At 40.7% G+C, this 15046-nt stretch carries 9 protein-coding genes; 1 reads left to right on the top strand and 8 read right to left on the bottom strand.

Features of this window, described 5'->3' with window-relative positions; all coding sequences use genetic code 11:
- Nucleotides 1–10: 10 nt before the first annotated feature.
- Nucleotides 11–3118 (bottom strand): SusC/RagA family TonB-linked outer membrane protein, encoded by a 3108-nt coding sequence (locus ACHLI0_RS16065; protein ID WP_490749662.1) that lies wholly within the window; start codon nucleotides 3116–3118, stop codon nucleotides 11–13.
- 32 nt (nucleotides 3119–3150) lie between these two features.
- The gene (locus ACHLI0_RS16060; protein ID WP_008767032.1) at nucleotides 3151–4557 is read right to left on the bottom strand and encodes an IPT/TIG domain-containing protein; all 1407 of its coding nucleotides are present in this window, start codon (nucleotides 4555–4557) and stop codon (nucleotides 3151–3153) included.
- Between the two features lie 216 nt (nucleotides 4558–4773).
- Here ACHLI0_RS16060 and ACHLI0_RS16055 point away from each other — a divergent pair, with 216 nt between their 5' ends.
- Nucleotides 4774–5634: an AraC family transcriptional regulator gene (locus ACHLI0_RS16055; protein ID WP_490749661.1), complete on the top strand. Its 861-nt coding sequence runs from the start codon at nucleotides 4774–4776 to the stop codon at nucleotides 5632–5634.
- A 76-nt stretch (nucleotides 5635–5710) separates the two neighbouring features.
- Here ACHLI0_RS16055 and ACHLI0_RS16050 read toward each other — a convergent pair whose 3' ends face one another.
- The 6 genes from ACHLI0_RS16050 to ACHLI0_RS16025 all read right to left on the bottom strand — a co-directional run bounded on the left by ACHLI0_RS16050 (nucleotide 5711) and on the right by ACHLI0_RS16025 (nucleotide 14918).
- Complete coding sequence (locus ACHLI0_RS16050; protein ID WP_008767034.1) at nucleotides 5711–6100, bottom strand: L-rhamnose mutarotase; 390 nt, start codon at nucleotides 6098–6100, stop codon at nucleotides 5711–5713.
- Between the two features lie 11 nt (nucleotides 6101–6111).
- The gene (locus ACHLI0_RS16045; protein ID WP_008767035.1) at nucleotides 6112–7755 is read right to left on the bottom strand and encodes an alpha-L-fucosidase; all 1644 of its coding nucleotides are present in this window, start codon (nucleotides 7753–7755) and stop codon (nucleotides 6112–6114) included.
- 118 nt (nucleotides 7756–7873) lie between these two features.
- Entirely contained in the window at nucleotides 7874–9790 is a 1917-nt protein-coding gene (locus ACHLI0_RS16040) for a glycoside hydrolase family 97 protein (protein ID WP_490749660.1), read from the bottom strand.
- A gap of 11 nt (nucleotides 9791–9801) precedes the next feature.
- On the bottom strand, nucleotides 9802–11403 hold the full coding sequence (locus ACHLI0_RS16035) for a glycoside hydrolase family 43 protein (protein ID WP_490749659.1): 1602 nt from the start codon (nucleotides 11401–11403) through the stop codon (nucleotides 9802–9804).
- A 14-nt stretch (nucleotides 11404–11417) separates the two neighbouring features.
- The gene (locus ACHLI0_RS16030) at nucleotides 11418–12803 is read right to left on the bottom strand and encodes a family 43 glycosylhydrolase (RefSeq protein WP_413554584.1); all 1386 of its coding nucleotides are present in this window, start codon (nucleotides 12801–12803) and stop codon (nucleotides 11418–11420) included.
- Nucleotides 12804–12974: 171 nt separating this feature from the next.
- Nucleotides 12975–14918, bottom strand: a complete 1944-nt coding sequence (locus ACHLI0_RS16025) for a glycoside hydrolase family 97 protein (protein WP_490749658.1) — start codon at nucleotides 14916–14918, stop codon at nucleotides 12975–12977.
- Between the last annotated feature and the right edge of the window lie 128 nt (nucleotides 14919–15046).

Raw genomic sequence — 15046 nt, 5'->3', positions numbered from 1 at the left:
ATGATCATGTTTAGAAATGAACGATTGCCTGGAAACTAACGCGGCCCGGAATCGGATAAGCACGTCCATTACTTGTGGCGAGTTCCGGATCAAATAATTTAACGCTGTCCCAAGTGTGCAAATCGTTTGCTACTACAGCGAGATCGATCGAATTTATTCCAATACTTTTTAATAAATTACAGTTCCAGTTATAGTTCAGGCTGATTTCATCGAGCCGTAAATATTTGCGATTGCCTTTCCAGAATGTAGATGCCTGCGCATTATTCTGATTGCTACCGTAACTTAGCCGCGGGAACATGGCATTGGAATTTTCTCTCATACTGGCTGGTATGCTGGGATCGTCATAATCGGCCGGAATCCAACGGTTGGCAGGATTGGCTGCAATAGTGAGTACATTGCCCAGTTTACCATCATAGAAAGGAATATATCCCACATTATTGCTTCCCCATGTCCATATTTTGTAATAGTCTGTGTTACCTATTCCACTGAAACGTACGCCCAATGTCAGCTTTTTCCATCGAAATTCTCCTCCGAAACCATACATCAGACGCGGGTAATCCTGATAGCTGACTGGCACCTGGTCGTCACTGTTAACAACACCGTCACCGTTTACATCCTTATATTTGATATCTCCCGGCAGGTAACTTCCGAAATCTTGTTTCGGGCTATTGTTAATCTCTTCTTGGTCCTTGAAAAGTCCTAAAGCGATATAACCTTTCATGTAACCATTAGGGCGTCCTGTTGCTGATGTATATTCATACTTAGTATCTCCTTCCTCATAGTAGTTCACCTTATTGGTAGAGTATGTGAAATTAGCACGAAGCGTGAATTCCATGTCTTTATTGATGCGTTGGTTGAAGGTGATATTGCCGTCGCTACCCCAGCTTACCATACTGCCCACATTACCGAATGGCATATTTACGAGTCCTACAAAATCAGGAACTTGTTTGCGTTCTTGGAAAATTCCGTCGCGAGTATCCCGGAAGAAGTCTATTACAAACTCAAATTTATCGAATAATTTACCTTCCAGACCGACGTCAAACTTCTTTGCTTTTTCCCATTCCAGATTATCTGCCCCGATCGAGTTTTCCCAAATACCTCCCTTGGTATACTTCCAGTTTGTGGTAGCGGAACCATTTACATTTATGCTGGTCAGATATGGAAAACGCTTGTCGGTGATACGGTCGTTACCAACTAAACCGTATGAAGCGCGGATTTTAAAATAGTTCAACCATGGCATTTTATCTTTTGTCCATTGATAACTACTCGGTACCCATGCACCAGATATGGATGGAAAGAATCCGAACTGGCGTCCTGGCTGGAAATTCTCGGAACCTGTATAACCGAAGTTGCCGTCGACTATATATGTATCATTATAATTGTAGCCGACTTTAGCGGAAAGTCCTTGATAACGAACTGGAATAGCCGACATCGTGTCATTGGCATCAGTTGACCGCTTTTGATCACTCATTTCATAATGCGCCAGTGCCGTAAGCGTGTGTCCGTGTCCTAAATCATGTGCCCAGTTCATGGTAGCCTGAAGGAAGTATTTGCGGTATTGCATTTCCCATTTACTGTACTGCGTCGTTATGCGTTCGGTCTGGCGTTTTCCTGCGAGTTCTCCAGTTGCATTACGCTTATCATATGACCACAGTTCGGGGATGATGTAGCGTGTTTCATGAAAAGCGTTGTCGTTGGTATAGGCTCCTTGTATATTCAGCTTCAATCCTTTAATCAGCATACCCAGGTCCTGATCTAAACTTAATGTATAAGTAGAAGTGAATTCTTCTTCTTGTTTCAATCCTGTGTGGTTCAGAAGTACATAAGGGGACATTTCATCTGTCACTCCATTGGCTGAAGGAAGCATTCCGTTAGAGTAAACCACTGGTATGGTAACCGGAGTCAGTTTGCTGCAAGCAGACCAGATCAGATTAGTATCTGCGGCACCCGGCAGGTTTCTGATTGTCTTATTGGCATTGACACCAAAATATAATTTGGTAGTTTTAGTTAAATCTATATCAATATTAGCACGTAGCCCGAAGGTATTATATGCCAAACCTTTAAAATACTTACTGGATTTATCCTGTTGGTAAGCAGAAGTCTCGTTAGAACCATTTAAGCTGATAAAGTATCGTGCTATACTACCACCGCCCCGGGCACTCAAATAATAGGTTTGTTGCCAATAAGACCTTTTGAGAACTTCATCTTGCCAATTGACATCCGGATATAAATCCGTATCCAGGCCGTATTTAATGATATCCAGTTCCTGATTCGTATATTTAGGGTCATCGCCACGTACAACGAGTGCTTCATTCGCCAATTTTGCATAGTTATATCCGTCGCAATATTCCGGTAGGCGCTTTAGCCATGATATAGTAGCATTTGCACGTGCAGTAAAGCTTAACTTTTCTTGTTTTCCTCTTTTGGTGGTAACAAGTACTACACCATTTGCCCCCCGCACTCCATACATGGCTGTTGCCGAAGCATCTTTTAATACGGAAAAACTTTCAATATCAGCCGGGTCTACATCATTCAGGCTACCTTCCAGACCGTCAATGAGGACAAGTGCTGATGCGTTTGCTCCAAATGTTCCGATACCGCGTATCCAGAAATCTGAGATATTTTTACCCGGTTCGCCACTGCCTTGTGTCGAGATGATACCGGCAACTCGTCCTCCCAGCATATTAGCCAGACTGGTGGCAGGAGTCTGTAATGTCGCTACGTCTACGGAAGTGACAGCACCTGTCGTTGTTATTTTACGAGTCTTGCTTCCATAAGCTTCTACTACCACTTCATCAAGTGCACTTACATCCGGTACTAATTGGATAACCAGTTTTTTTTCAGTTTTTAATGCTAGATACTCGTGTCTGGTATATCCTATAAAACTGAACTGCACTTTATCTCCACGATCGACTTTCAAAACAAATTTTCCATCCATATCGGTGTTCGTACCTATGCCTGTTTTATCTTTTACATATACGCTGACTCCCGGGACAGGCTGTCCTGTTTCATCTTGGACTATACCGGATATCTCAAACTTTTGCTGTGCTTGTGCCATTATGGTAATGGAGCAGAAAAACAGCATAAGATATATTCTATTTGTTATATAAGCTTTCATTTTTTTCTTCTTTAAACGATTACTACTCATCATTACATAAATGCCAGTTTCATTATTACTTTATTGCCTGCATCTGCAACGTAAATGTCATTTTCGGGAGTTATACAGATACCATAAGGTCTGTTCATTCTTGAAACTGTAGGATTTCCGGCAGCATATCCGGATTTCCCGCCTATTCCTGCTACGGTACTCATCAATTTTGTCTCCATATTGTACATACGTACACAGTTATTGTTGGCATCACAGATGTATATCACCTTTTCTCCGGTTTCAGGGTCGTGCATTGACAAAATCTGTTGAGGATTGTTCAATCTTGCCACAGAAACGTGTCCATCTTGATATGCTCCTGGTCCCTGTATGCCGCAGACATCTGTCTCAAAGCCGCTGTCTTCCGGATTCTTTGTCAAATCAATGCAGGTTATTTTGTTGTATTCATTCAAGGCACAGTAAATCTTGGTCGGGTCGTCGGGGTCTGTAGCCAGACATGCATCTGATTTGGCAAAAGTGGTGACATAATCGTAGACACGATCTTCAAGTTTGAAACGGAAGAATTGACCTTGCCACGTCCGGCAATAGATAAAACTTTCGCCATTAGCATCTGTTGCACGAGCATAGGAACACATATACTCCAACTTCTGACCGCTTGGTACGGGACGATATCCTTTTGCCTGGTAACTGGCGTCGGGGGCAATCAACTTCCTTTTCACAAAAGACCATGAATCCTTAGGATCAACTTCCCAAAAAAATGGAGCATGGTGCGCACAGAAGTAAACCTTCTCTGTTTTGTCATCATAATACGGAGTGCTAGGCGAGCCTCCGTTTTCAGTAGATGCTCCATAATCCAAAAACTTAGAGTAGTTCTCAGGTTCATTAATGTAAATAAGACTGCCACTTTGACCTGTATTTTTATGGTTCATATATATGACGCCACTGGGATCGCACGCTAGATGCTGCATACTATTGGCAAATGTTGTGGTTTCCAAGCTTCCTTCTACAAATGTTTCTGTATTGGAGTTGAGCTGTCCGGCTACATATATCAACTGATAATTCTTTTCATAGGCGAAATGCTTTTCTGCGAAAATAGTATCGGTGGTGTTACCGTTTAAAAGCATACCTATCTTACAATCATCGCCCGGGAGTTTCGGGACATGAACCAGCACCCGATCGCCGGATGCTCCTACAACAATCGCTTCTTTTTTATTAAAGAATACACGTACCTTTTTAGGGTTGTTGCCAAAGTTTTCACCCTGGAGGATTACTTTATCAAAGTATCCGCCTTCCTGGGGAGACAATTCGCTAATTCTGACCGGAAGATTAGGGTTATACCCGTCTTCTCCTTTGTCATCGCTGCATGAAACAATTGTAAACGCTGTGGTCACAAAAAGAAAAGTTCGGAGTCCAATAAGAGGAAGCCATGTGTTTTTTCTCATACTTTTCATAAATATTCCTATTAGATTATATACCGCAAATGTAACAACTCGGCAGTCCACATTGTAGGACTAATACGATTTAGAGTAATACAATATCGACATGAACGACTATAGCAGGATTTATTATAAAACAATATCGATATATTATTTAAAATTATCGACATCAAAAGAGTTATATTTATTTTTTATATATCTTTATCTTCACATTAATAAACCCTATATGCTATGGCTTCATTTGTTGATAAATTACACCCGCTTGTTTTGAACATCGGTTTGGCTATTCATAATGCCGATTGGAACTGGAAAAATGTCAATAGCCCTTTTACACGTTTATATTATGTGACAGAAGGTACTGCACAAGTCTTAATATCGGGTAAAACTCAGATTCTAAAAGCTAACCACATGTATTTTATTCCAGCTTTTACCAAACATAGCTATATCTGCAACTCTTATTTTTCCCACTATTATCTGCATATATATGAAGAACACCAGTCAGACAGCAACTTACTGGACAATTGGGATTTTCCAATAGAAATCCCCGCTGTCGAAATAGATTTGGCATTATTTCAGCGGCTCTGCACTATAAATCCGCATATGACCTTACAGAAATCAGACCCGACTTCTTACGATAACAATTACACCCTTATGCAGAATCTGCTAAAAAACAAACAACGAACCTTGTATGATAAGATAGAATCAAGAGGTATCGTATATCAATTGCTAGCACGTTTCTTAAAAAGAGCTCAAGTAAAAATGGAATTGAAAGACAATCGGATAGAAGAAGCCATTCACTATATCCGTAAACATATAAATGAAACTATTGATTTAGGAGTACTCGCCGAGAATTCCTGTTTATCAAAAGACCATTTTATTCGTCTATTCAAAAAAGAGACAGGAGATACACCCTTAAAATACATTAACCGCAAGAAAATAGAAAAAGCTCAACTCATACTAATAACCGATGATATGTCAATCAAAAATGTTGCATTAAATCTTGCTTTTGAAGATTATTCATACTTCAACAGGTTATTCAAAAAAATCACAGGTATTACTCCCCAAGAATATCGCACCTCTTATCACTCTTAAGCAGAAAAAAAGGAATAGCAACTTTCACACTATTCCTTTTTTCTCAACACGTAGTAAACGATTACGTTATCCTCAACTAATCTTCATACAGATAAAACATACGTTCCATCAACTTCCATTTTTCAGCAGAAGAACTCAAATACGGACAGTCTTGAAATTTAGACACATACTTTTCCCACTCAGCCTGCCGCGGAAGATTAGACAGTTTATCCATAGCTATCTCCCAATCAAAGTCCAGTGGAGTTTCTATAATCATAAAAAGTTGTGATCCCAATATATAAATTTCCATTTCCAGAATCCCTACTGCACGTATCCCCGCCCTTATTTCCGGCCATGCCTTTTCTTCACTATGTATCTTACGATACTCTTCAATCAGAATCGGATTATTTTTAAGGCTTAAAGTTTGGCAATACCTCTTTGTAGGCATGCTATACTCTTTCATTTTGTATCCCTGAATAGACGACATAGTAATAACTTTTATTTTCTAATTTTCAAGACAGGGGCTATATTCTTCAACGATTTAGCGGGTATATCAACAACAAGTCCCTTATCAGTACGTGTAAAAGATACTTTTCCGTAACCAAGCAACTCTACTCTGCCTATTTTAGTGGGATATAACCCGTTACCTTCCGCTAAAGACCTAATTAAGATTTTCCCATCTTCAGGCCATCCTAAAACTGTAGCATACAAATTTTTATCTGTTTGTGTAAAACGTATTTCCTTTGCATCAGCTTTACTATAGGCCCATTCGTTAAACCCCTGGGCGTTGAGTTGAACATCTTTATCCGCTATAGGTCCCTCACCAAATATTTTCCATGGACGCGTTTGATAGATTGCTTCCTTATTGATATTCATCCAATTACCAAATTCATTCAATATCTTTTCTTCTTTTTCATCAAATGTACCATCTGCACGCAACGGGACACTCAGAAGTAAGTTACCATTTTTACTAACAATATCAACTAACAGCTTCACTACGTCAGCTGCCGACTTATATTGATTATTATTATAAATAGACGTATTATAATGCCACCCGCCAAGGCACGAACATGACTGCCAAGGTTCATCTATTATTTTATTAGGAGCTCCACGTTCTACGTCCCATACCAAAGCTTTACGTTGATTTGCATCAAGAATCTTACCAAACATTACGGCATTCAATTTACCCTTTTGCATTGACATATTATGATTATAAAAATGAGCCGCAATTTTTAAGCCTGCATCACTTATAGGATAAAAAGGTGCAACAGTTACATCAAAATACAACAAATCCGGATTATAACGGTTTATTACATCAAGTGTACGATTATAGAAATTAGTGCAATATTCCTGTGTTGGTAAACAAACTCCATTTCCCCATGCCCATTGCCTATGAATTGTACCATTATCCCAACTATCCTGACTTAACGGATGATTCTGAGCATACAAGTCCTGAGGATCATATCCTTCCCACCACTTTCCTTTTCCATCAGCTTTCGTTAATTTCCCATCATACGGAATACCTTTTTTAGGACCTTGAGTATCGTGTCTTTGGGAAGTCTCATACCAACTCCAGGCATGGTCTGCATGCAGACTGACCCCAAAATAAAGTCCATGTTTACGCGCTGCTCTTTCCCATCCTTTCAATATATCTTTTTTAGGCCCCATATTAACCGAGTTCCATGGTTGATACTTACTATCCCAAAGGTCCATATTATCATGATGGTTACCCAAAGCAAAAAAATACTGAGCACCTATTTTTTTATAAAATGCAACCAACTTATCGGGGTCCCATTTTTCAGCCTTCCATAACGGAATAATATCTTTAAAGCCAAATTCAGAAGGATGACCGTAGTTCGCTATATGATGTCGATATTCAGGCGAATTTTCCATATACAAAGAACGAGCCATCCAATCGCCAGATCCTTCCACACATTGGGGGCCCCAATGAGCCCAAATGCCAAACTTTACATTTCTAAACCATTCCGGTATTTTATAATTAGCCAATGATTCCCAAGTAGGCTGGAATTTCCCTTGCATCATAGGTTCATCTTGCTCCGAAACAGGAACCTGATAGTTTTGAGCAGATAAAGTCTCCGCTATAAATAACAAGGATAGTAATAGTAATTTTTTTGCTTTCATAAATATTACGATTGAATTATATAATGCAAACGTAGCGCTTTTTTAGTGAAAAAAAATAGGATGAATACGATTTACAATAAAACAATATCGACTTTTAAAACAATATCATTTATTATCCTTACTTTATTACTGCCACAAATCCTCCACGAGGAAGACATGACATATCCATTTTATCGTTTGATAACTGGATGTCTTCTTCGATGGCAAAACTCTTATCGTCCACCCCATCCTTAAATACATCCATCGTTTTTCCTTCAACTTGCAGAGGAACCAATGAAAAAGAAAGAGTTTTATTCTCGTTAGTTCCGTTCAATCCTCCAATATACCATACATCTCCCTTACGTCGTGCCAGTACGATGTCAGTACCCGGATAGCCACACAACAGTTTTGTATCATCCCAAGCAGTAGGTAATCCCGAAAGGAATTCTCTTACTTTTCGAGGTAATGAACTGTACACCTCCGGCCTATCAGGCATATGCTGCAATGCTGACTCAAACACAACAGACAAAGCTAGTTCATGCCCACAAGTAGTGATATGAGGATGTTGGGAATCAGAGAATGTACCAGGTGTATAATCCATTGAGCCAATGACATTTCTGGTAAATGGCAATGTTACATTATGTTCAGCAGCACGATCTGTAAGTATTGGCTTATTGTTATACCACTCTGCCCCATAAACGGCTTCCATAGTCATCAGATGAGGATAAGTCCTTTGCCATCCACGAGGAATAGTAGCTCCATGAAAATTGACCATTAATCTATATTTAGCTGCATCCTCCAGCAAATCGATATAATAATCCATATTAGATGAATAATCATCAGGAAAAAAATCAATCTTAACCCCTACTACACCTGACTTTTGAAGCCAAGTATATTCCTTTATTCTGTTTTCCTTACTATTCAAGCGGTAAAGAGGACCCGGCCCCATCCAAGCAGTTGACGAATTATACCAAATCATAGGCTTTATATTTCGACTAAGAGAATAGGTTATCAAATCTTCAATATCTCCACCGTTTGACATTTCATTCCATTCCGCATCTATCAGACTATATGGCCACTTCATATCAACAGCCAAGTCAATGTAGTCTTTTACAATCTTGAAATTTTTGGAACCATGATTATGCGCCCAGTATACCCATGATGCAGAGCCCGGCATAATCCAACTTGTATCAGAAATTTTGTTAGGTTCAGAGACATCTGTCACTAAAGTAGATTCTACAACATCAGACAAAGAACCTATCATAAGAACTCTCCATGGCGATGTGAATGAATCACCCAAGGCTAATTTATCATCTGTCATCCGCACTTGATATTGATTCATATCATTTCCATTATACAATCTGGAACCACTATGTCCACGAAGTATATTGGCCTCAGTTATCAACACAAACAATGAATCGGCTGGTTCCAAAAGTAATGGATAGCCCCACATATTATCTTTGCCTCTTTCTGCTCTGGTTTTCAATGGATAGAAACCTTCATAACCAACAGAATAATTCTGTATCCATCTTTTCGTTCCTTCCGGAATATAGTAAGCTGTATGTTCAGATGTCAGACTATCCTTATCTTGAACAGATGGTAAGCTATATCGAAATACAATCCCGTCATCGTAAGCCCTGAAAACGACATCTAAGGTTTCTGCCTTCTCATTCTCAAACCGAAATATCCTTTCATTTCCTCTATTCTGACAATGACTTCTTTTACCGGTAAGCATCACATAATCATCTTCAATTAGTTTAGTACCGGAAACAGATTTCAACCTGATGTTATCGGTAAATGACATAAGCTGAGTTTCCAAGCCAATTCGGGTATCAGATAGAACCCTTCTGGAAGTTTTACCATCTTTATAGTCGACATTAAAAAAGACTTTGCCAAAACCGTCTTTTTCAGTATCTTCCTTTATTTCAACAGAAAGACATATCTTCCCATTAGGAGAAATCACATCTGTATCTTTTTGAGAACAAGAACAGAATGGAATACAAATGAGCACATAAAGCAGTAATTCATAACTTAAACAATTAAAGGAATGTTTCATACACTAAACAGTTAATATAAATAAATAAACTCATCCACATCGATATACCCCGCATCCGCTATATTATTAAAACAGTAAATCCCAATGCGGCTTCCCCGGTAATATCCCCATTCAAGTTGATATGCCTCTCCGAACGGGGTAAACTTCCTACCATCTGTACTATATGAAAATTGGCTTTTTCCATCCAGCCCCCATACAGATTTAATCCACAACCTGTTTCCCTTTATCGCAGGACCTGTGATTTTCTCTTTATTGGTATGGAATTCCAGATTCCGGTCTTTGCCGGACTGGCGTACCCCCACCATGGCATAACTCTTAGAGTAATGACACAATCCGGCTTTCTGTCCGTCAACCATGCCCTTAATGTTCATTTTTACAATAACTTCATTTTTGTTTGTACGAAAACAACGCTGAGTCAAGGTATTTCCCGCTTTCAGCAAATTATCCGTAACTAATGGACGAAAAGCTTTTAACCGCAAATTGCCCGGTCTTTCCGTCAATGACCACATCTCGTCCCGGGGCTGGTAGTTCCATTCCCATTGAGGAGAAAGTACCGACTTGCTAAAATCATCAGATGATTGTGGAGTCCGAACCGGATACTCATTGGAAGGCTTGGACGCCTGCCATACCATTGTGCCAATACCATCCTGCCCAACCTCACCAATAATCGGCCAACCATCGACCCAATATACCGGTAGCAGACTAGCAATCCGGCCTGCCCAGTCACCCGTACCGTGGTGGGTAAAGAAATACCACTTCCCGTCGGGACCTTCAACAAGTCCGCCTTGATTAGGCTCATTATATTCACGCTGTACATGACTTAATTGTTTCCTTTCAAGATACGGTCCTGTAATTGAAGAAGAACGTTGCATCATGATATATCTACCACCATTTTTAACTTCACTGAAAAAATGATAATATGTACCGTTGATTTTATAAAGTTTACTTGCTTCGCGACCGTAACCCTCATTAATTAATATTTTAGAGTCTTCGATCAAGGTCTTTCCATCAGATGTCATCCGGTACAGGTAAGTTTTATATTTATCGGCAAAATGGGTACCTACAAAATATAGTTGCCCGTCATCGTCAAAGAAAGGACAACAATCATCCCATCCCTTTTCTGCTTTTACACAGTGCAACGGTTCCCACGGTCCCGCAGGATCGGTAGCTGTCGACATAAAATAACCTTCATCCGGTGTACCGAAATACACATAGAATTTTCCCTGATAATAACGAATAGCTCCTGCCCAAATACCTCGGCCATAACGATTCATACGTGTCCAGTTCATTTCTTCACTGATCTGTCTCAGATCAGAAACTACATGACCCTTAATCGTCCAGTTCACCAAATCCTTGGAATGTATGATCACCATACCTGGGGAATATTGAAAGGTAGAAGAAATAGCATAATAATCATCTCCCACACGAATACAATCAATGTCACTGTAATCGGAAGGAAGGACAGGATTACAATAGGTGCCATCTCCCTGATCGCCCCAAGTTGTCCATTCTCCCCACTTGTAATCATTCTGTGCAAATACATTTACTGTTGACAAAGTAAAAATCAATACTACAATACATGTGGGGACTTTCATATTCATTTTTATATTCATACACTTTTGGCTTATTAATAAATATTCCATTCCCAGATACCGGGGACTCCTTTTAGGATTTTAATTCTCAGATAACGGAACCTTTTATTCAAGACATCGGTATGTGGTGAACACATCTTCCTATCTTGATGGACAGCGAACTCTTGCCAGACTTTTCCATCCATCGATGCTTCAATAACATAAGCATGTCCGGCAGTAGGGCGTACAAAATAAATTTCACTACGTCTAACCTTCTTTACAGTACCCAAATCTGCCACAATCCATGGATTAATACTATCTTCGGCAGCAGCCATCCATCGGGAACCATTTGCCCCGTCCACCGCAAAAGAAGGAACAAAATATTCTGTCCGCAGACATGTCGGATCTTTCATTGGTTCAATCTTCAATGGCACTTCAATACTAGACGCATAAACTGTATCTATTTTTATTTTTTTATCTGATTTCACCTTCTTCAATGCTCCCACTCCATCCATTGTTAGTTCGACAGGGCGAATCGTACCGTCTTCATTAAATTTCAGTTGATTCACATATGTCTGACGGTTTGTACTTCGCCTGCCAAACTCTAAATATGCGAAATAATAATTATCCGTACCCTCAGGATGAAAGACACAACCATGTCCCGGTCCGAAGATTCCCCGTTCATAATTGGTAGTAGATATTATATCTTGTTCAGGAGCTTCAAAAGGTCCCATAGGGGAAACCCGGCTCATTACATATGCATATTGATATTTCTCATCCCCTCCGATAGTGTACAAATAATAGTATATTCCTTTACGCTTGAAAAAGATAGGTCCCTCAGAGTACTCCTTGCGAGGAGTAGAAATTACCTGTACTACAGAGTCCACCGTAATCATGTCCTCGTTGAGTTTGGCTACATGCCTTCGTCCCCAGAACACATAAGCCTGCCCATCGTCGTCAACAAAGATTTCAGCATCAATCCCGCCCGGATTCTTACTCTGCAATAAAGTAGAAGGAGTAAAAGGCTTATAGAATTCGTCTTTCCCACGTGCCAGTTTAAACGGTCCTTCAGGCTTATCAGCTACAGCCGGATACATATACCCATTGATAGTGGGATATATATAATATTTACCATTAGCAAAAATTGCTTTACTGGGGGCCCAATACTTCTCTTTTGCAGCCGAAGGAAAATAAGTTCCTTCAAAACTCCAGTGTACAAAGTCTTTTGATTTCCATACTACTGGAGGTCCTGATGTTTTAAGTCCCTGCCCATAACCGTCAGTAGTGGCATAGCAATAAAAGACACCATTAATTTCCTGGATACTCGCATCGGCAATCATATCCGGAATCAACGCATTGCCAAAAGAATTATTGTGCTGAGCTTTCACTTTCCCTAACAACATCATTACCAGCACAAAACTAAAAAAGATCTGTTTTTGCATACTATTATCTATTATCCAAAGTTAATGCCTGATTCATACAAAAATTACAGTTGAATAAGACAATGCAAACGTACTTTTTTTCTGGTAAGTTTAATAGGATAAATACGATTTACGATATGACAATACCGATATTTACAGTAATAGCATTTACAAATAAGCCCTATTGACAGGCTACTTTATACAAAGAATACCTCCTTGAGGGCGGATTTCCAACTGCACCTTACCGTTTTCCTTCACTTTCAGCGACGTTAACTCCGGTTCTCCCTTTTTATCATCCTTATAAAGAGCCACCGTCTTTCCGGCAAACATTTCCAAATCCAGTTTTAGTTTCAGCGGTTCTTTGCCGGCATTTACAGCCGCCAGATACCAGGTATCTCCCTGACGACGGGCCAACACCACATACTTCCCCGGATAGCCATCAACAAACCGTGTCTCATCCCACGTTGTGGGCACCCGCTTCATAAAGTCCATGCAAACAGCCGGAACATCTTTCAGATTGTTAGGAGCCAGTGCAAAGTTCTGAACCGGATTCTGAAACAGAACGGTAGTCGCCAACTGGAACACGTCCGTAGTCCGGCGTGTTGTACCGCCGTCGTTATTACGGTTCAGACGCTTATTCAGGAAGCAGCCGCCAAACTCCATCGATCCCACCGTATTGCGGATAAACGGATGCAGGCAAGTATTGAACGCTTCCTCATCACAGAAATGCTGATTGAACACCATATTTTCCGAAGCCAGTACCGCTTCGCTGCCTACATAATTCGGATACATCCGCTCCCATCCGCGAGGCAGCGTGCAACCGTGGAAAATCACCATCAACCCGTGATCGTCCGCATCACTCAGAATATCTTCATACAGCCGCATCGTCTCCTGCTTGTCACCGCCGAAGAAATCGACCTTGATTCCCTTCACACCGAGACTTTGCAGCCATTTCATTTCACGTTTACGGATGATTGCATTGTCCATCCGGTTCACCGGTCCCTGTTCGATGTCATTCCAATAGCCGGAAGAACTGTACCACAAGAACAACTCAACACCTTTATTGCGTGCATACTCAACCAGCGACTTCATACGCTGATGCCCGATCCTAGTATCCCACCAGTTATCGATCAGCGCATACTCATATCCCATAGCCGAGGCAAAATCAATGTAACGTACCTGATCATCATAGTTGATACTGTCGTCCTGCCAGAGAATCCAGCTCCACGTGCCACGCCCGAAACGATAATCATGTTTTGTTTCATAAAGCGGGCTTACCACATCCCACGGAACGGTTGTTTCCACAATCGGCTTCAGATGATCTCCCACCGTGATGGTACGCCACGGAGTAGCACCGGGCAGCGCAAAAGCAGGAGCGACCGTTCCGTTTCCATTATTTTCTTCCGCCATCGGAAAGGCGACCGTATATAAATTCCCTTCACTCACATCACTCAAACGTGAACCGCAATAACGACTGTCCACACCCGTCTCGCTGACCAGTACCCAACCGTCATCTCCTATACGAAACAAACAAGGGAACGTATACCCATGTCCGTACTGCGAACGGTCGCTCATCGGCGCATCCGCTTTATATTCTTCTTCATAACTGGGTTTCGTACGTTTCCAGCCAATCATCGCATCGCTCTGCGGACACAAGAAAGTAGTAGTCTGCTCCGGAAAGCGGAAACCTGTTTGTTCTTCCTTCACCGTCACACTCGCTTTTCCTCCCTGATGCGGCAAAGTATAGCGGAAAGCCACATCATTATCACTCACCCGAAAAACAACTCCCAGCTTTTGTCCCTGCTCATTCTCTAAATGACAAGTCAGTTCATTGGCACGGTAATGTACGTTGGAAACTTTGATACGTGTCTGTTGATAAACAGTATCGATCTTGTCGACGGAATGTCCGGTCAGTTTGAGATTCTTCGTAAAATCACCGATATTGGTATTCATGCCTAAAGGAGACTTTTCCAACATCGTCTTTCCGTTGTAACTCACAGAATAACAAGGCTTCGCCTCGTTCTGCACAAATACCGCCAACTGCAACTTTTCGTCCGGTCCTTTTACAATCACATCCTGTGCGGCAAGAGTGCTTATACCAAGAATCGCTGCCAAAGTGCTTACAAGTTTCTTCATAATATTATTTTTTCTTTTATGATTAAATGTCCTCATTGTACCGAAAGCAAAAATAGAGAATATAATTATATTCGCATACAAACTTTCATCGTTTGCATGATTCCCCCCCTTTTTTGATTGATATGCGG

It is taken from the genome of Bacteroides sp. RCH18, from assembly GCF_058231005.1.
This window is presented reverse-complemented; position numbering and strand designations above follow the sequence as displayed.